13 protein-coding genes and 1 pseudogene are annotated in these 19161 nt (G+C 37.0%); 4 read left to right on the top strand and 10 right to left on the bottom strand.

Annotation, left to right across the window (positions count from 1 at the left end; all coding sequences use genetic code 11):
• Positions 1–14: 14 nt before the first annotated feature.
• On the top strand, positions 15–1694 hold the full coding sequence (locus GYX25_RS08195) for a hypothetical protein (RefSeq protein WP_174787148.1): 1680 nt from the start codon (positions 15–17) through the stop codon (positions 1692–1694).
• A 232-nt stretch (positions 1695–1926) separates the two neighbouring features.
• Here GYX25_RS08195 and GYX25_RS08190 read toward each other — a convergent pair whose 3' ends face one another.
• The 4 genes from GYX25_RS08190 to GYX25_RS08175 form a co-directional block, all read right to left on the bottom strand.
• Entirely contained in the window at positions 1927–5007 is a 3081-nt protein-coding gene (locus tag GYX25_RS08190; RefSeq protein ID WP_174787147.1) for a type I restriction endonuclease subunit R, read from the bottom strand.
• Positions 5008–5021: 14 nt separating this feature from the next.
• Complete coding sequence (locus GYX25_RS08185) at positions 5022–6245, bottom strand: restriction endonuclease subunit S (protein ID WP_202983847.1); 1224 nt, start codon at positions 6243–6245, stop codon at positions 5022–5024.
• Positions 6242–8821: a type I restriction-modification system subunit M gene (locus GYX25_RS08180; protein ID WP_174787146.1), complete on the bottom strand. Its 2580-nt coding sequence runs from the start codon at positions 8819–8821 to the stop codon at positions 6242–6244. The genes GYX25_RS08185 and GYX25_RS08180 overlap by 4 nt, the downstream gene beginning before the upstream one ends.
• Positions 8822–9390: 569 nt before the next feature.
• Positions 9391–10026, bottom strand: coding sequence for an NAD(P)-dependent oxidoreductase (locus GYX25_RS08175; RefSeq protein WP_091348149.1), 636 nt, complete (start codon positions 10024–10026; stop codon positions 9391–9393).
• A gap of 140 nt (positions 10027–10166) precedes the next feature.
• On the opposite strand from GYX25_RS08175, the gene GYX25_RS08170 reads away from it, so the two are divergent.
• On the top strand, positions 10167–10532 hold the full coding sequence (locus GYX25_RS08170) for a winged helix-turn-helix transcriptional regulator (RefSeq protein WP_174787145.1): 366 nt from the start codon (positions 10167–10169) through the stop codon (positions 10530–10532).
• Here GYX25_RS08170 and GYX25_RS08165 read toward each other — a convergent pair.
• The gene (locus tag GYX25_RS08165; RefSeq protein WP_174787144.1) at positions 10529–11056 is read right to left on the bottom strand and encodes a hypothetical protein; all 528 of its coding nucleotides are present in this window, start codon (positions 11054–11056) and stop codon (positions 10529–10531) included. The genes GYX25_RS08170 and GYX25_RS08165 overlap by 4 nt on opposite strands.
• 670 nt (positions 11057–11726) lie before the next feature.
• Between GYX25_RS08165 and GYX25_RS08160 the strand changes: the two genes are divergently transcribed.
• Positions 11727–11990, top strand: coding sequence for a TM2 domain-containing protein (locus GYX25_RS08160; RefSeq protein WP_091348136.1), 264 nt, complete (start codon positions 11727–11729; stop codon positions 11988–11990).
• Between the two features lie 383 nt (positions 11991–12373).
• A pseudogene (locus tag GYX25_RS08155) lies at positions 12374–12643 on the top strand (RtcB family protein); the annotation flags it as partial.
• A 287-nt stretch (positions 12644–12930) separates the two neighbouring features.
• On the opposite strand, the gene GYX25_RS08150 reads toward GYX25_RS08155, so the two are convergent.
• The 5 genes from GYX25_RS08150 to GYX25_RS08130 form a co-directional block, all read right to left on the bottom strand.
• The gene (locus tag GYX25_RS08150; protein WP_174787142.1) at positions 12931–13929 is read right to left on the bottom strand and encodes a peptide ABC transporter ATP-binding protein; all 999 of its coding nucleotides are present in this window, start codon (positions 13927–13929) and stop codon (positions 12931–12933) included.
• A complete protein-coding gene (gene dppD / locus GYX25_RS08145; RefSeq protein WP_174787141.1) occupies positions 13919–14896 on the bottom strand; it encodes a dipeptide ABC transporter ATP-binding protein in 978 nt (325 codons plus the stop codon). Before dppD ends, GYX25_RS08150 begins: the two co-directional genes overlap by 11 nt.
• Before the next feature lie 13 nt (positions 14897–14909).
• Positions 14910–15800 carry a dipeptide ABC transporter permease DppC gene (gene dppC / locus GYX25_RS08140; RefSeq protein ID WP_174787160.1) on the bottom strand — a complete coding sequence of 297 codons (891 nt, stop codon included), beginning with the start codon at positions 15798–15800 and terminating at the stop codon, positions 14910–14912.
• 47 nt (positions 15801–15847) lie between these two features.
• Complete coding sequence (gene dppB, locus GYX25_RS08135; RefSeq protein ID WP_174787140.1) at positions 15848–16864, bottom strand: dipeptide ABC transporter permease DppB; 1017 nt, start codon at positions 16862–16864, stop codon at positions 15848–15850.
• Positions 16865–16982: 118 nt separating this feature from the next.
• On the bottom strand, positions 16983–18596 hold the full coding sequence (locus GYX25_RS08130; RefSeq protein WP_174787139.1) for an ABC transporter substrate-binding protein: 1614 nt from the start codon (positions 18594–18596) through the stop codon (positions 16983–16985).
• Between the last annotated feature and the right edge of the window lie 565 nt (positions 18597–19161).

The raw sequence follows: 19161 nt of genomic DNA, 5'->3' as shown, positions 1-19161 counted from the left end.
ATGCATTACCATTTATGGCATCTGGCATCTGGCATCTGGCCTGCCAAACCTACGCCCTAAAACTTTTTAATTTTCACCGTAGTCTAAATCAGACACAGTTCTTATTTTCATCACCGAGGTCATTTCGCGTAGCGAAATGGACGCCGTCATCGAGGTTTATTCAGGCGATGTTTTCGGCGGGTCCTTCGACGACATTCTCGGAAACCTCTTTGGTCAGGTCATCGGCCACATGTTCGGCAAAATTATCGTCGATATCCAAGTGGTTATTAGGGCCGTCATTACTATTCAAACCGAGGTTATTGTTTAAACCTTCATTGTTATCTAAATCGGCGTTGTTCTTCGTGGTATTGTTGTTGTCATATACGCAGGGTACAGAGGCGTTAACGGCAAATACAACCAATACTATTCACGGAAGTGCACCGTATTTTACGTTTGATGGAGGTCGAACTAGGGTAACTTCAAGGGATGACTTCGTTGCTATAACGTTGCCGGATGGTACAAGGATTACACCATCAACAAATACATCAAGTGCGACAAATCCGATAATATTACCGGCAGGGAGTACATTAGATGATATAGGAATGTTGGTGCCGCCGGGATATATTTCACGAAATTTAAGTGACTTAGTAGCATTGGGCAATTGGGGGGATGATGATGGGGATGGTCAGAGTACAAATGGTGTAACAGCAACAGGGAGAATATCGGTTGGTTTCTCTGACAAAAATGGTCGTAGCGTAAGTCGTAGTGATATATTAAGTGCTTGCGACTCTCCTTATAGAGTGAGATTAGATGTTACACATAGTAGTTTAACTACACCGTATGGTGTGCCTAATAGTAGTCTTTTTAGTAGTCAGCAAGTGACGTATTACATCAAGCCGGATTCTTCTGGTGGTTGTTACTTTGTGAGTCACGCAAGGCCGAATCTCACCTATGGCACAGGCAATTACGCCGGCCCATCTAACATATGGAGTCCTACAAAGGGTTTTTTAACTCAGTCAACTGATTCATCCTTTTACGGCCGAAATTTCCCAACTACAGGTTTAGATGGATTGTATTTTGATTTGCTCATAGGTGGTGTCGATGCAAGTCAGTTGACATGGTCTCCTGTTACTCGTGGTGGAATAACGGCTACGGTGACAAGTGTTACACCTAGTGATAGTTGGATTCCTAGTGTTGATAGAGGAAAAGTTGTCGCACGTGTTAAGTTAAGCGGTCCTAGGGCGAGTAGTGCTCAGATAAATTCAGATAATCCTAGTCCTCTAGATGTACCAGATTTGCCACAGACATTTGAGTTGGTGGGTAGGGATAGTCGAGGTAATGAGGTGAGGTATGGGTTTGTCTTAAAACAGTGGTTCGTCAATCGGGGTAATAAAACTGGTTCTCAATCTAACCAAGCCACTTGGTGTAGAAGTTTGGGTTATCATTTGCCACAGGTTGAGGATTTAACCAATTCAAGCTATTTCGGCGCCACGCCTCGTTCATCTAGTAATGATTACATGCGTCACATAGGTGCAGGATTTTTCACGGAGTGGGGCGTCATGTCCTCCTACGTTGATGTGGGTTTCGTCCGCGCCTACTACTGGACAAGCGACCTTAGAGGTGGTAGCAATGCGTTCGATGTCAGCCCGACCTACGGCGCCGTCACCAGCGACGGCGTTTCCGGCAGTCGTTACGCTGTTTGCACCACACCTTAGTTTTTAGCGTTTATTCCTTAATCCTTGGGCCGCGGGGGCGGTTATGGTGCCTGAGAGGACAATCTAACAAAGAATAACGCCCCCGCGCAAGTTGGGGTGCCGAGCAGGCAAGGACTGCGAGCTTTGCGCTTTAAGGATTGAAAGTCAAAAAAGCGCTTTTTTCTTAAAAATCCAAACTCAAAGCAATAAAAAAGAATGAGTCTATAAATGGTTTATTTTATTTAAAAAGCGATCAACTAAATTGCTGTTTAATCTCGGTCATCCAACGTGGAAGTTCGTCATGTAAGGCGATATTGAGCATAAATAAACTATCTACCTTTTTATTGGTTCGGTTTAAGTCAACACTTTCAATGATCTCAGCAAAATAAGGAACAATGTCTGATTGTGACAGTTCAAACTCAAGCAATGCTTTGGTTAACAGCTTGCTATCAATGCCCCATTCGTTGGCAAATTCGTTTGCGGCATGTTTGATTTTATCGTTTTTCCAATTAGTAAAAGCTTGATCAAAATGAACTTGGCTAGATAGGTGACCAGTTAATAATTCAGTATCGACAAATTCCTTTAATATTTTGGCTTGCTGGTCTTCGCCCATTTGGCTTAATTCTTGAATTTGTTCATAGATAATGCGCCTAGTTTCGTCGTTAACGGTTTGTACACCATCGACATGTGTCACTTTAGATCCAATTAAGCTAAGGATATGGGCGGCATCAATAACCTGTGTGCCCGCCAATTTAGTTTTACCGATTAGGGTTGGCACGACTGTTGGCATGCTTGCAGTGCTTTCTTTGGCAGTTAAATTTTTAAATGCCCCGACATATTGCAACCAACGGTGCTCGGTCATGCCAAAAGTAGCATTATCCCATTGATACTCGTAATACTGTTGCACTGTATTAAGTTGGTCTGCAGCTATTTTAAAGGCTTTGCTAAATTCAGTTCGTTTTTTGTCATCATGTTCAATCAATTGCCATTCGGTTGGATCGGCTAAGGTTAAAACTAATTGTTCAAAATCGTTGGCTAAAATTCGCACGGCAGTGGCATAGGTTTCTACAATCGCTTTGCTGCTGCTACCACCACTACCATACAGTTCAAGGGCTTGATTCACCATTTGTTCGGTCAGGCGTGGCGTTTGAAAATTAACAATCGTGCCAAATTCTTTGCTAGAACCAAACACACGATTGGTGCGCGAATAAGCCTGAATTAAGCTCTGTAGTTTTAAGGGACGATCAACATAGAGGGTATTTAGTCGTTTAGAATCATAGCCAGTTAATAGCTGATCAGCAACAATCACTAAATCGATATTTTTACTATTACGACCACTACCGCCACGAGTAGCTCGTTCCACTACATCCTCAAAATAGGCTTGTTCGCCATGTTTTTTATCACCTGCTATAAACTTAATGCCAGTAAACTCAGCATAATCGTTAAACATGGCACTGATAATTTCAGGATCGACATTATCTGGATCATTTTCGTTACCAAAGCTAAAGGTCATGGCGATATTGATTTGTTGCTGACTGTTTGCCAGCTGTTTTTTAAATTCGTGATAATAGGCAATCACTCGTTCTTTATAAGCGACGGTTAAAATGGCATTAAATTGTTGCTGTTGGGATTGTGCTTGCCAGTTGTTTAAAATCTCTGTCACCACACGGGGGATATGGGTTTGATCATGATAAACTAATAGCGCTTTATCAATGGCTTGCTTTTCAACTTCGGTTTCGCTCCAGCTATGCACTAATCGGGCGATTTCGCGATCGGCTTGTTCTGGTTTTTCGATTTTGATACGCTCAATAAGCTTATCGCGTAAATCTTCATAACTGCTAAATTCGCCAGTATTGATGTAATCAACATGAAATCCAAGCACGTTACCATCGGCAATGGCTTCATCAATGGTGTATTGATGTAATTTTGGACCAAATAGTTTTTCGGTGGTGTTAATTACTTCGCTATTTTCGTTTATTTTGCCTTTAACTTTGTTTTCGTCAAAAAGTGGCGTGCCAGTAAATCCAAAAAATAGCCCATTCATTCTAAAATGGCTTTTTATATCGCCCATCATATTTTTCATGGTGGAACGGTGGGCTTCGTCAACAATAAATACGATTTTTTTATCGGCTAAGTGGCTATCTTTGCCCTCTTCAAGGGCTTTAACTAGGTTATGCAGTTTAAAGATAGTGGTCACCACAATGCCATTGTGGGGTGCGATAAGGTGTTTTCTAAGTTGCGAAGTGCTGTGCGTGTCATCAACCGTAACAGGTTCAAAGGCAGCATAGGCTTTAAAGTTGTCACTGGTACGGCTATCAAGCTCACGCCGATCGACCAAAAAGACCACTTTATCAAAATAAGCTCGGGTTGATAAAAATAGGGCTGTTTTAAAGCTGGTAATGGTTTTACCTGAACCAGTCGTATGCCAAACAAATCCGCCATGTGGCTTTTTGTCGGGATTATCCCAACCAAATGCCGCACCTTCAACTGCTTGTAAAGCAAAGACCTGATAAGGACGCATTAGCATATGCCGGCGGTTTTCTTCCTCTTTGGCTTCATCAATAACTAGGTAGTCACCCACCATTTGATGCGCCATTGGGATCATTAAAAAGTGTTCAATGACTTGTTGCCAATGATTGATCGGTTTATTGAATTTATTTGCCCAATGAAACACAAAGCTAGGATTAAAGTCATTAAGTGATTTAGGGGTAGCAAAGTAACGGGTTTCGATTTCGCTGTTTATCACCATCATTTGCGAAAAAGCCATAAAGTTATGGCTATATTCGCCATCTCGATAGTAACGTTTAAATTGTTCAAATGCTTCGTCTAGGGTTTTATCGGTACGTTTTTGTTCAATATTAATTAATGGTAAGCCATTAATTAATAACACCAAATCAAAACGGTTGCTGTTAGGGGTTTGTACCTCGCGGGCAATACGATAACTTGAGTCACCGCCACGCACCTCGGCTTTTTTAAAGATAGTTAAGGTGATTTGCTTGCGTGTCACAAGCGGATTATCATCGCGATAAATACCATCAATTTTGCCTTTTGATTCTTCCATGGCGAGCAGTTTTGCCGCTTGATAGCTGTTATTCAGTTGATTAACCTTTGCCATCACTTGGCTGAATTCGTTATCGGTTAATTCAACGCCCTCAAGCTGATCGGTATTTAGGCGATTGAGTTCGCTCCGCCAATGAGTGACTAAATCATTAACGGTCACTTTATGTCGATTACCATCTAAAAAGTCAGGCGCTTGCCATTTTTGTTTTTCTAACTCTCTTACAAAATTTTCTTGAAAGTTTTTTTCGGCGACATCTTTCGCTACCCGACTCATTCCTTAACTCCTTTTTATACAAACATTTCGTTTAAATAAGCTTGTTTGATGTTTTTTAATTTATCTAATTTTTTTTGTTCTAGTGCGATTTTGTCATCGAGTAATTTAAAGAAATTACCGATTTTGGTTTGTTCTGCGGTATTTGGGAATGTTATGTCTATTTTTTCAATGTCAGAACTATTATAGGAAGGTAGTGCTCCTACTTGTGAATAATGAGCTAAGTTAATAGTTTCAAATAATACTTTTCCAAAATTGATATTCCATGTATTGTCAAAAATATATGCCATCATATTGTTATCGATTAAAAATTCAGTTCTGACAAGTCTTTTCCTATTAAGCATTATTGCTGCTCCAACTTTTGCAAAAATGATAGCAGGAATAGTTGTTATGGGATTCCACTTTCGATTAGATATTTGCTCGGATGTTACATAATTATTAGCGAGTTTCATTTCTATTTCATTTCCAATCTTGTTCATATCCGAGACCTTATAAAAGGGTATTCCATGCTCCCCACCTTGTTCACTATCAGGAAAACCAATACCTGAAGTTGTACTTCCAGCCTCACCTAATTTAATTAGTTTCCAATCTTTAATAAAGCCAATAAACCGTAATCTAGGCTTTAATTCTCCTTCATTTGGAAACATTTCCGTCAGATAGGCAGATTTCAATGTTTTGGTTTTTTCTAATTTTTTTTGTTGAGTATTAATAAGGTTATCAAGTTTTTGGAAGAAATTACCAATATTATATTGTTCTTCTATGTTTAATGGAGTAAATACTCTTATTTTCGCTAAAGCAGTTGAATTTATTGCTGGAAAACTTGTTCCAATACAATTATCCAATACTTCTAGAAGAAATTTCCTTTCTTGCAATTTTGTAAATAAAAAATAACCATCACCAAACGGTCTTATCTGAGCATAACCAGTAGAAAAAACATAGTTTTCTTCTAGGAGATTAAAAAAATAATTATTTTGTTGATAAGGTCGTACTGTTTGATAAAAAATATCTCCTTTCTTAGCCAAACGCTGAGCTCTTGATGGTGCTTGCTTTCTATCTACAGTACGATGTGACACCATTTGGTTACCAATCACTGATTCTAAATCAACATACTCAAATTGATTAGGTAATATTGAGCTAGGGTTGAAATTACCCAAATTTTCCAATCTCGTTAAACTCCAATCATCACTATAAATAAAGGAATGAAACCGTCGCCTAGGAATTAATTTTTTACTTTCACTCATTGCGTTACCACCAGATCTTGCATCATTGCTTGTAACTCGGCTTCGAGTTGTTCGATCTCTTTATCGATCGAAGTTAAGGTATCTTGATAACGTTCGTTTAACATTTGCAGGGTTTTTAATTCGGCTTTAATCGGTTTTTCGATCAATTCGCAGAGTAATGCGATGGTATTACCAAACCATTTTTTATACATTAGTGTGTCAATTTCTTGATCCGTTAAGCTTAAAATCCGTTCTTGTACCGCTTCTTTTAATGCCAATTCGTCAGCTTTAACTTGCTTACTTAATGTCGATTTTTGGCTGATTAATTTATCAACTTTTTTCAGTAATGGATAAGTTTCTGCATCTTTTGCGGTATTTTTTAGCTCTTGTTTGAGTTTTTTATTATCAAATGTATCGAGCGGTTCGTCATCATCGTTCTTTTTCAATGACTCATACAGCGCATCGTACTCAGGGCTATCTTCGACTTTGGCTGCTTCGACCAGATCCGTAAGTTCGCTTTCTAGCGTTTGGATTTGCTGTTTATTGTTGTCGATATTGGTTAACTCATCGGCATATAATTCACTGGCAATTAATTCGCTTGGAATCAGACTGCTAATAAAGCCGTCTTGCTCAAGCCGTTTTTTAGCACCGCTGCCTTTGCTAACCATATTTGGTATCCGGTTACGCGCTGCGGTATAAAAATCAGTTGCGGCAATAATTTCACTATCATGCAGTAATGAATTTTGCCAAATCTCGGCAATAATCTGATAGCCATCATAGATATCAAGATGATTAAAGCTAGCCAGCAGGTTTTTTATATCGTTTAACATCGCCTCCATCAGTGGGTGGATCTGTTCCTGATCATTGATCGCAATGATTTGTGACCAATAGCGCTCAATATAAGCTTGTGTTTGCTCGGTTAATTGCGCCGATTGCTGTAACACTCTTTTATCATTTAAGATTTTAGTGGTTAATTCGCTAATTTCTTCTTTTAAGGTGAAATATTGCGGACGCACAGGCGTTAATGCTGCCTGTAATAAGTCGAGCGTGGTGGCACGGATAACGGCAAGTTGTTCAATATTGTGCTGCGGTATGCCACCTAATAGATGACCTTCAACATCGTGGGCAATATCATCGTCAATAGCATCAATATAACGGGGTATATTTAGGTTGTATTCGTTAGCGATAATCTCTTGGCGAGTGGCTAAATGGCTATAACCCGCTTGCTCTTGGCGTGATACATAAGTATCAACAATTCTGGCGATGTCCTTTTCTTGTAAGACGTTTTGCTTACCGACTTTTATAAAGGTATTTGACGCATCGATGATTAATACAGGATCGGCCAATTGTCGATTCTTTTTCAGTACCAAAATAACTACAGGGATACCAGTATTGGTAAACAGGTTGCTTGGCAAGCCGATGACGGTATCAATGTAATTCTTTTCTAATAACCGTTTACGGATTTCCCCTTCAGCTGCGCCACGGAATAAGATCCCGTGTGGTAATACGATCGCCATAGTGCCGCTTTGTCCTAAATGGAATAGTCCATGTAATAAAAAGGCAAAGTCACCTTTTGAATCGGGCGGCAGTACGCCAGCTATTTCAAAACGGGGATCGCTGACTTTTAATCCCGCACGATTCCAATTTTTTACTGAATAAGGAGGATTCATTACCACTGCATCAAATTGCACGCCCTCGCTAGGACGCTCAGGATCTTCAGGCCAATCATGGGCTAAAGTATCACCATTTCTAATGGTCATTTTATTGGGTTTGACTTCATGTAGTAATAAATTCATTCTTGCCAAGTTATAAGTGGCGGTATTTTTTTCTTGACCGTAATAAGTTAAGCTTTGTTGCACTGCTTTGGTTAGATGTTTTTTAACCGTAAGCAGTAACGAACCAGAACCAACAGTGGGATCATAAATAGAACGAATATTCGAAGTTTTAGCAGCAATTTGCGCCATTACTTCACTCACTTGGCGTGGTGTATAGAACTCGCCGGCTTTTTTACCCGATTCCATGGCAAATTGCCCAATCAAGTATTCATAAGCATCGCCTAATACATCGCCTTTTTGCAAAGCAACCATATCAAGATCGGCAAATAATAAGATTAAAGCTTTAATATTTTTACTGCGTTCATGTAAATTACTACCAAGGGCGGTATCGGTTAAATCTAAGGTTGAATTAGAAAATAAATTTTTAAAGTCATCGGCATCTTTGCTATTGGCAATTGAACGTTCAAAGTGATTTAAGCTATCGATCACTTTTTGTACTTCAAAATTACCTTTATTAATATCTGTGATCCAAGTTTGATAAAGATGCTCGGGTAAAACATAATAACCCAATGTTTTTTGCAGCATACTTTCTAATTGAGGACCAAGTTCTAACATGCTTTTATGATAATTGGCGATAAGCTCAGACTCCGTGATCTCATCTCGGGTTGTCATTGTTTTAAATGCAGATAATGTTTTATCGCTTAAAAATTTATAAAACATTAAACCTAACATATAATCTTTATAACGGCTGGCATCCATTGAACCACGCAGCTCATTGGCGCCATCCCATAACCGATTTTTAATCTCTTCAGATGTAATCACAACGTATTAACCTCATTTACTAATTTACCTTGGCATGAAAGTATCATTGGTTTATTTTTTATTTAACCGATTGCCAGCAGAATTTGCGTGGTATTTTAGCGGTAATTAGTTGCAAATCCTAGCTAAATAAAAAGATTAAGCATTGATGACGAAATGAGATTTAATATGACTAAATGGCGCGGCAAAAATCTACTTGGTGAAGTTTTGATGCAAGTGAGAGAGGCTCTAAAAACGTAATCTAAATTTATTCATTAAAAAAGATGATAAATATTTGCTTTTTTTAGGTCTATTTTTTGCCTAAAAAATAGTTTTTATACTTAAACGTATAGTTACCTGAAACTTTTTGACAAGATTTTTGACTTTGGCTATTCACCACTCTTGGTTAATACGTTGCCGTTAAATACATTTTTTCACTAAAATTCAAAAATATCCCAAGTCAGATCCAACTCGTTCCTAAAATAATAAGCCTTGAAGCGTGTTGAAAAATGTGTCGGGATATTGTGTTCGTTATTATGGAAAATCGGTGCTTATTCTGTCCAAACAAGTTTGGTTACAAAACTTTAGCAACCTTATTCAGTTGCAACAGTAAAACGTTGCTTAATATGCTTGGCTTTTTCTGCCTCATCAATCATGGCAATGGCATAATCAGCATAACTGATTTGGCTTTTTCCTTTGCTGTTAAATAACACCTCTTCACCGCCCAAGATATAATGTCCTGTTCTTTCACCATCAGCGTTAAACTCAATGGCTGGGCTTAAATACGTCCATTGCACATCATCGCACGTTCTAAGCGCATCAAGTGCTTTGGCCATATTGGTGGCTAATGGTTTAAATGCATCAGGAAAATCAGGTGCATCAACCAAACGCAGTGAATGCTGTGGATTAACATATAAACTGCCTGCACCACCCACCACTAATAGGCGATTTGTTTTACCGCTTAATATATCCGTTAAATGCTTTAAACTGGTTTGATGCAATGGCAGTGATTCCAGTGCCCAAGTACCAAATGCATCAATAATCACATCAAAGGGTTTTAAATCAGTATAGGTTAATTCGAATAAATCTTTAATCATCACGGTTGCTTTGGGATCGAGCTGTTGACTTGCTTTACGCACTATTGCGGTAACATCATGCCCGCGTGAAATCGCCTCTTTTACTAAAAGTTGCCCTGTTTTACCACTCGCACCAATGACTGCAATTTTCATACTTTGCTCCTTTCAAGCGTTTAATGATTAACATGATATAAGAATGGTTTTAGATTAGTCTTTAACGTTTCTACTGTAAAGTAGGTACTAAATAGTGCTATAGTAACTTATTTGAAACTATTGTTGAATTTTAAGCATTAATGATTAAATTAAATAATGATTTGCCTATTTGCCCCGTTGAAATAACATTAATGTTAATGGGTGATAAGTGGAAAGTCTTAATTGTGAGAGACCTGCTTACGGGAACCAAACGCTTTGGTGAACTAAAAAAATCGCTGACCGGCATATCACAAAAAGTCTTAACTCAGCACCTGCGAGCTATGGAAAAAAATGGGTTATTAACCCGCAAAGTGTATGCCGAGGTTCCACCAAGAGTTGAATATACGTTAACCGAGGTTGGACAAAGTCTAAAACAGGTGCATGATGCCATGTTAGCGTGGGGAAAGGCTTACAAATTAAAAGCGGATGAGTCACCTTTTCCTCATCCGTCAATCAATCATAATTAACTATCAAATTCTTCGCAGCCAAAATAAAACTCATCTGAGTTGGCATTTTTGTCACGACCGATAAGAATGATACTAGGAAAATGATTTTCTTCTGTGATTGGGGCTGTATATTGATAATATTGTCCTATATCACCCCAAGACATTTCTTCTTTTAAATGGGCAGGGATTGGGATTGCCCCCATTGCTTTGGCAAATGTATCTATATCACCTTTGGCAACAGCATAAAAATATGAACCGCTATCGCCTTGGTATTTAATTTGCGATACAGTCGTATTCATTATTTCCAGCGGTTTGGCAAAGTGATACTCTAAATTAATCAGTCCATCATCTTCTAAGTTTTTTATGGTAATGTTTTGTTGGTTAAGTTGTTTAACCACTTTTGCATCACGACCATCAATAGGGGCAACCTTGCATAATAAAGCAGCTTTAAATTGTGCTTCAATTGTATTATTTGTTTCGGTCGCTAATGCATATGTTGAGAAACCAAAAATAAGCAGTAAACCACATAAAAATCTGTATAACACCTTTATTTTTTTCCTTTTAAAATCATCATTTCAATTATTTTATATCATTTCGAAAAATGATTGTATCGAATAGCGCTTATCAAAATTTAGTTAAATAAAGTTATTTTAATATCAGTGGTTAAATGATTGATATTACATCTTATACCAGTTTAGTGATCGACTATGGATTAGGATGCATAATTTTATAGCCTAATTTAATCAACTTCTTTTGCCTAGTAACAAGATCATTTTATGTAAAAAAATTTAATCCGATATGTGTACATAACACTTCAATTGGATGGGATAAAAACATATTGGTTTTTAGGGGTTAACTATATAAGTCTTGTTTTGATTTACATGGGATTAATATAACTTGCTGTATTTCCATTGCTATGATTTAAATTTCTAAATTAAAACAAGGCATTGATAGTTTACAATAAAGTATCGGTTGTATATAATGTCGCACTCTTTTCTAAAGAGAAAAGTTGTAGGAAAACAGTAAAGTAGAGGTTAAGCACGTTAAAATCCAATATTTTTTTCATGTGTATTAACTGTTACAGCAATCATTGAAAATTAAATTGTTATGTAGTTATTTTTTTACGTTATCTGTTTAATAATCAATAAGTTTTTAATTATTATAAATATTATGTTTATTTGAATTATCTTTTATTATTTAAAGTAAGGAGTTTTTATGGAAACCAATTCTGATTTTGTAGGAAGTAACCGTTCGGTTGTTGTAACTCTTTTATTGTGGTTTTTTTTCGGTACATTTGGTATTTATAGAATGTATTTAGGTAAAGTTGGTACAGGTATTTTAATGCTTATATTAACACTATTAGCGTTTTTGACTTTTGTTTTTTTTATCGGTATTTTTATATTTTTAGGGCTTTTCATCTGGTGGATAATTGATTTAGTTAGAATACTAAAATCACCTAAAATGGCTAATATGCCTTAATTTTGAAGTTTTAAGGACGATATAATTACTAAAACGACAAGACTAAAAGATTATTTTATTATTATCTTTAATAGTAAGAAAATTGAAGTAGTTATAGCAATTATTGAGAGAAGAGTTCCTTTTAAAGAAGTAAACCTAATTGAATTATAGCTCTTTTCTTAAAAGTTGAAATTTTAATTTAATTGAAATTTCAACTTTTACCTACAATCATTATTCTTGTATTTTCCCTGTTCATTAATTTTATTAAATCAACCTTAAATGCTAGTAATTAGCATCAATTAAAAAAATCCTTAATAAATTGCGAATGACTAATTAAATAATGATTTCAAATTATATCGAATTTTATTCTACAGAAGTTGTAAATATCCCAAACTTAGTACAATGTGGCGGTTGGTAAAGGGAATTCAGATTGGTTATGGTCTTGCTCGCATGGTGCGGGTAGAGCTGAAAGGCGGCAATCAATGCGTAGCAAAAAAGTGGTGTCTGATAAGGTTAATTTGCCATGGCAATGTATTACCTTAAAAGAGGAACGTCTACGTGAAGAAGCCCCTGCGGCTTATAAACCGATCACACCTGTAATCGAATCGCAAGAAAATGCTGATTTAATTCAGTCTGTGGTAAAACTTAAACCTTGGATCACGTTTAAAGCGTGATCAAGCAAACAGCCCAAGCTTTGTTAGTTTGGGCTGTTTTTATAATCAATTGCTATTCTAAATTTTTAGCATTGTATTTTGTTTATGTTGCATTATCACTAGGTATTGAGTTTGTTTTACTCATCCAGATCTCAGCGTTATTAACCCAATAAGTTTTAGACAATATTTTTTCCTTTTAACCGATTTAGTATTCACATAGAACAATCAACAATTCCTATTGTAAACAAGAGAAATACAATAAGTAGGTTTATTATAGAATTTAGTGACAGAATTAACTGTCACCTTTATTATTCATTATGATTTTTTCCCTCTATACAGAAACAGGCAATTTTATGTTCGTTATAGTTAATAAGTTGTGGTTGTTCAATTGTGCAACGTGGAAATGCTAAACGGCACCGGGCATTAAAAGCACAACCCAAAGGAGGATTAAGAGGGCTTGGTAACTCGCCGTCTAATTTAATTCTATCTCGCCTAAGATCTGGATTTAATCGTGGTGTTGCTGATAATAGTGCCTGTGTGTATGGGTGCTTAGGGTTATGATAGATTTCATCTTTTCGTCCTTGTTCAACGCAACGACCTAAATACATCACCATTACTTCATCAGCAATATGCTCAACAACGGAAAGATCATGAGAAATAAAAACATAAGATAAACCAAGTTCTTGCTGTAGATCCATCATCAAATTTAGCACTTGTGCACGCACAGATACATCTAATGCCGAAACAGGTTCATCGGCAACCACTATTTCAGGATCAAGCATTAAACCTCTTGCGATAGCAATACGTTGCCGTTGCCCTCCTGAAAACATGTGGGGATAACGATTATAAAACTCTTCTTTCAAGCCAACTTTTTGCATCATTGATAGCACTTTTGCTTTACGATCATTTGCGGTTAAATCCGTATTGATAATTAGAGGTTCTTCTAATATGGAACCGATTTTTTTGCGTGGATTGAGTGATGAGTATGGATTTTGGAAAACGATTTGGATCTTTTGGCGACGCAATTTTTGAGCTTGCAGATCATCATCTAACAAATTCTGATCTTTAAAATAAAGTTCTCCCGATGTGGGTTTTTCGATCATGGTCAATAATCTTGCCAATGAAGATTTACCACAGCCTGATTCACCAACAATTGCAAGTGTTTTACCTTTACCTAATGTAAAAGATACACCATCAACAGCTTTAACTTGTTTAGCTTCAGAAAAAAAACCAGTTTTAACATGGTAATACTTTGTTAAATTTCGGGCATCAAGCAGTAATTGTTTATTTTCCATATTATTGTTCATATTGTGGTTTCCCTTCGCTTGATAATGGATAATGACATTTTACTTTTCTAGTTTCACTATAGCTAAATAATGCTGGCTCTTTGGTATAACAACGTTCAGTAGCATAAGGACAACGCGGATTGAGTAAACAGCCCATTGGTCGATCATATTTCCCAGGCACAACACCCGCTAACGATGCTAACCGCTCTTTATCTTGCGTAAATTCAGGCAGCGAGCGTAATAATGCTTGCGTGTAAGGGTGTAATGGTTTTTTAAAGATAATTTCAGCATCACCTATTTCAACGACTTGTCCGGCATACATGACAATAATTTTTTGCGCTGCTTCAGAAACTAACGCTAAGTCATGCGTAATCAAAACTAATGCCATATTATTTTTGCGTTGTAACTCAAGCAATAATTCGATAATTTGTCCTTGAATTGTGACATCTAGCGCGGTTGTTGGTTCATCAGCAATTAATAGTTTAGGATTACATGCAATTGCTATTGCGATCATGACGCGTTGGCTCATGCCACCAGATAATTGATGCGGATAAACATTTAATCGATTTTCCGCATCAGCAATACCCACTAATTTAAGCAATTCAATTGCTCTTGCTTTGAGTGCTTTTTTACTGCCACCTTGGTGAATTTTCAAGGTTTCAATGATTTGATAACCTACGGTAAAACATGGGTTTAAGCTTGTCATCGGATCTTGAAAGATCATTGCCACGTCTGCACCGACAATTTTACGACGCATTTTAGTTGACAGCTGTTGCAGGTCTTTACCATCAAAATGTAATGCATTGGCATTGACTTTACCTGGAAAGTCAATTAACCCCATAATGGCGAGAGAACTTACTGACTTTCCTGAACCTGATTCACCAACAATGCCAACAACTTGTCCTTGTTCAACGTCATAACTAATGTGATCTACCGCTTTAAATCCACCAAATTGAACAGATAATTCTTTTACTTCTAATAGTGCCATGACTGTATCTCCATTACTGCTTCAATTTAGGATCAAGCGCATCTCGCAAACCGTCTCCCATTAAGTTGAAAGCTAACACGGTCATTAAAATGACTAAACCAGGAAAAGTAACTACCCACCATGCAGATTGTGCAAATTGCAATACGTCGGCAAGCATGGTTCCCCATTCTGGTGTCGGCGGCTGTGCACCCATGCCTAAAAAACCTAATGCAGCCATGTCTAAAATCGCATTAGAAAATCCTAATGAAGCTTGCACAATTAATGGTGCTAAACAGTTTGGCAGAATATTTATAAACATCTGCCGTAAGGGTCCCGCTCCAGCAACTCGTGAGGCAATGACATAATCTTTATTAATTTCAGCAATCGTTGCGCTGCGGGTTAAACGGACATAATGTGGTAATGCAACAAAAGCTAATGCCATTGAAGCATTAATAATAGATGGACCAAATATCGCAACTAAAACAAGTGCAAGTAATAAACTGGGTAAAGCAAGCATGATATCGACAGCACGCATAATTATATTATCTAAAAAACCGCCTACATAACCGGCAATTAATCCCACTGAAATTCCTAAAATCAATGAGATAATAACGACTAAGCAACCCACTAATAAAGATAAACGCGCACCATAAATGAGTCTAGATAAAATATCCCGCCCCACATCATCAGTCCCTAAAATAAATTGCCAACTGCCATCTTTCATCCAAACCGGTGGCGCTAATAAGGCATCTCTAAACTGTTCAGAAGGAGAATGTGGTGCAAAAAAATTAGCAAAAATAGCGAGTAATACAACAATAATAATAAAGACTAATCCAACGACAGCACCTTTATTTTTTGAAAAATAAAACCAGAACTCACGCATAGGCGTTAATGGTTTAGGTTCAACCAAACTGGTGTCCCTCATATTGGTTGATTCAGTAATAACCTGTTTATTCATCTGTAAACACACTCTTATTTATGTCTAATACGCGGATTGATAACGCCGTACAACACATCAACTAATAAATTTACCAAAATAATCATGACCGCAACAATTAAAACGCCACTTTGCACTACGGGATAGTCTCGACGTTGCAGCGATTCAATTAACCAACGACCAATTCCCGGCCATGAAAAGACGGTTTCGGTCAATATTGCACCAGCAAGCATTGTACCAACTTGTAAACCGATGACTGTCACCACAGGGAGCATCGCATTGCGTAAAGCATGAATAAGGATGATTCGCATTCGACTAACGCCTTTAGCTCGTGCAGTTCGGATATAATCTTCACTCAACACTTCTAACATAGAAGAACGGGTCATACGGACAATGACCGCTAATGGAATGGTACCTAATACAATGGACGGTAAAATTAAGTGAGTAACGGCATCAATAAAATCTTCTGTTTCGCCCCATAGTAAAGTATCTATTAACATAAATCCGGTTAAAGGATTACTTTCATCTAAGAAAAGCATATCACTTACACGGCCTGATACTGGGGTTAAATTTAAGTGCACAGAAACTAACATTATTAACATCATTCCCCACCAAAAAATTGGCATGGAGTAACCTGTTAAAGATAGTCCTATTGCTGTGTGATCAAATATTGAACCGCGTTTTACAGCGGCAAGCACGCCGATTGGAATCCCAAAACTAACTGCAAACAATATCGCGCAAAATCCAAGCTCAAAGGTGGCTTTAAAGCGGGGTACAAATTCATCCCATACCGGAATTTGGCTTTTAAAAGAGATGCCCAAATCGCCATGAAGCATGTTTATAATATATTGAAAATATTGTTGATACAGTGGTTTGTCTAAACCCAGCTGAGTCATTAATTCCGCATGGCGCTCTGGGGTTAAGCCTCGCTCTCCTGCAAGGACCGTAATGGGATCACCCGGAATAAGGTGAACGAAAATAAAAGTCAGCAGTGTAATACTAATAAAAGTCGGAATAAGTACACCTAACCGTTTTAAAATAAATTGAAACATGTAGTGGCTCTTAAATATTGCTTCTAAACTATCGTTTATAAAATAGATTTATAGCTCTAAATTTAGCAAAACCCAACGTAGCGATTAACCACACCTGGGTGGTTAATCGCAAGGAATACTATTTTTCAAGCGTAACTTGGTTAAAATTATGTAATGCTAAAGGAGCCATAATATAGCCTTTAACCTCTTTGCGCATCGGCAAATAAATCATTGAATGTGCAATCATTAATGCAGGTGCTTGCTCATGCATCTCAACTTGCGCTTGTTTATATAGCTCCACTCTTTTTTCGTGATTTGACTCAACACGAGCTTGCTGTAATAAATCATCAAATGGTTTATAGCACCAGTGTGAATAGTTTGAACCTGCTTTAACCGCATCACAACTCATCAAAACAGAATAAAAGTTATCAGGATCACCATTATCCCCCGACCATCCCATTAACACTGCATCATGTTCACCATTACGAATACGAGATAGATATTCTCCCCATTCATAACTCACAATTTTAGCTGTTACACCAATTTTAGCCCAATCAGCTTGGATCATTTCAGCCATACGGCGTGCATTTGGGTTATATGGACGTTGTACTGGCATTGCCCATAAGTTGAGAGTAAATCCGTTTTCTAATCCTACTGATTTTAATAACTCTTTTGCTTGCGCTGGATCATAAGGATAATCTTTTACTTCATCGTTATAACCCCACATAGATGGTGGAATAAAGTTTTTAGCCGGTTCAGCCGCACCTTGAAAAACAGCTTTTATAATCGCATCTTTGTTCACGGCCATATTTAATGCTTGACGAACTTGCAACTTATCAAGTGGTGGCTTATCCATATTGTAGGCTAAATAGCCAATATTAACCCCAGCCATTTCTTTAACAACAATATTATTGTCTGATTTCATTCGCTCAATATCTGCTACATTTGGATATGGCATCGCATGACATTCTCCTTTTTGTAACTTGGCATAACGAATTGCAGGATCTGGTGTAATTGCAAACACTAAACGATCAAGCTGGGCTTTAGGGCCAAAATAATCGGGATTTGCTTTATAAAGAATTCTTGAATCTTTTTGGTATTGAACAAAAGTAAACGGACCTGTACCAACGGGGACTAAATCAACTTTTTCGGGTGTGCCATTTTTAAGCATAGCATCGGCATATTCGGCTGATAAAATAGAAGCAAATGACATTGCTAAATCGGCTAAAAAAGGGGCTTCTGGATGGTTTAATTCAAATACGACAGTATAGTCATCAATCTTTTTAATTTCTTTGATTAAATCTGGAAATCCCATACTTTCAAAGTATTCATATTGCCCACCTGAAACGTTGTGATAAGGATGATTCTTATCCTTTTGTCGCATAAATGTAAAAATAACATCATCAGCATTTAAGTTTCGGGTTGGTTTGAACTCTTTATTGTTATGCCACTTAACATCATCGCGCAAATGGAAAGTATAAGTTAAACCATCTTGGCTGATATCCCAAGATTTCGCTAAAGCAGGTTCAATTTCGGTAGTACCTAATTTAAATTCCACCAAACGGTTAAAAACAGGAACTGCACTCGCATCCATTGAAATACCGCTGGTCACTAACTGTGGACTAAATGTTTCAGGTGAAGCCTCTGCACAATAAACTAACGTTCCTGCAGCATGAAGTTGTGCACTAGCAAGCATTGTTATTAGCCCTGCGCCCAACAAAAATTTACGTTTATATTTCCTTAGATTCCTCATAAAATCACCCCAATTATTGAACTGTAAACCTATTTTGTAATACTTAACCAAAGTTAAGATCATAATATTTATAATATTTTTTAAATACAGATTGAGTAAAATGTGCCAATTTTGATTTTTACATCAATTAACTTTTACTTTATTTAAATTTATATTTATATTTTCGTTATCTATCGCACCAATTTGGTGCAAAAGTGCACCATAATTAAAATATACGATATTGCCTAGCAATTTACAATAACATTCCATTTTTGATTAAAATAATTTCTAACACGAGCATAACGGAAGTTAAGTGCTGTGTAGCAGATATAACATGCAAAAATGGTGCCATTTTTAATTCACATTAAAGGTAATACTAAAAAAGAGCATATAAATATGTTCTTTGAATTTTGTTCAATTTATATAGTTCTAAGTTTATTATAGAGTTTGTTGCTTAATAATTGATTTTTATAGAATGTATTATAATTATTGTAAATAAAATAATCATTAAATTAATGATGTAAAATTAACTTATTACTGGATTTAGCTTAATTTCAGTTAAACACAATTAAGGGGTAAAACAAGA

It is taken from the genome of Gilliamella sp. ESL0254, assembly GCF_013344985.1.
Lineage (GTDB): Bacteria > Pseudomonadota > Gammaproteobacteria > Enterobacterales > Orbaceae > Gilliamella > Gilliamella bombicola.
Note: the sequence above shows the minus strand (reverse complement) of the source record. Positions and strands in the feature narration are given on the sequence as shown.

Bases quoted from the DNA above. Each gene is read 5' to 3' on its own strand.
- dppB (WP_174787140.1), bottom strand. From the start codon at position 16,864: ATGTTTCAATTTATTTTAAAACGGTTAGGTGTACTTATTCCGACTTTT.
- dppD (WP_174787141.1), bottom strand. From the start codon at position 14,896: ATGGCACTATTAGAAGTAAAAGAATTATCTGTTCAATTTGGTGGATTT.
- dppC (WP_174787160.1), bottom strand. From the start codon at position 15,800: ATGAGGGACACCAGTTTGGTTGAACCTAAACCATTAACGCCTATGCGT.
- GYX25_RS08175 (WP_091348149.1), bottom strand. From the start codon at position 10,026: ATGAAAATTGCAGTCATTGGTGCGAGTGGTAAAACAGGGCAACTTTTA.
- GYX25_RS08170 (WP_174787145.1), top strand. From the start codon at position 10,167: ATGATTAAATTAAATAATGATTTGCCTATTTGCCCCGTTGAAATAACA.
- GYX25_RS08160 (WP_091348136.1), top strand. From the start codon at position 11,727: ATGGAAACCAATTCTGATTTTGTAGGAAGTAACCGTTCGGTTGTTGTA.
- GYX25_RS08150 (WP_174787142.1), bottom strand. From the start codon at position 13,929: ATGAACAATAATATGGAAAATAAACAATTACTGCTTGATGCCCGAAAT.
- GYX25_RS08190 (WP_174787147.1), bottom strand. From the start codon at position 5,007: ATGAGTCGGGTAGCGAAAGATGTCGCCGAAAAAAACTTTCAAGAAAAT.
- GYX25_RS08195 (WP_174787148.1), top strand. From the start codon at position 15: ATGGCATCTGGCATCTGGCATCTGGCCTGCCAAACCTACGCCCTAAAA.
- GYX25_RS08185 (WP_202983847.1), bottom strand. From the start codon at position 6,245: ATGAGTGAAAGTAAAAAATTAATTCCTAGGCGACGGTTTCATTCCTTT.
- GYX25_RS08130 (WP_174787139.1), bottom strand. From the start codon at position 18,596: ATGAGGAATCTAAGGAAATATAAACGTAAATTTTTGTTGGGCGCAGGG.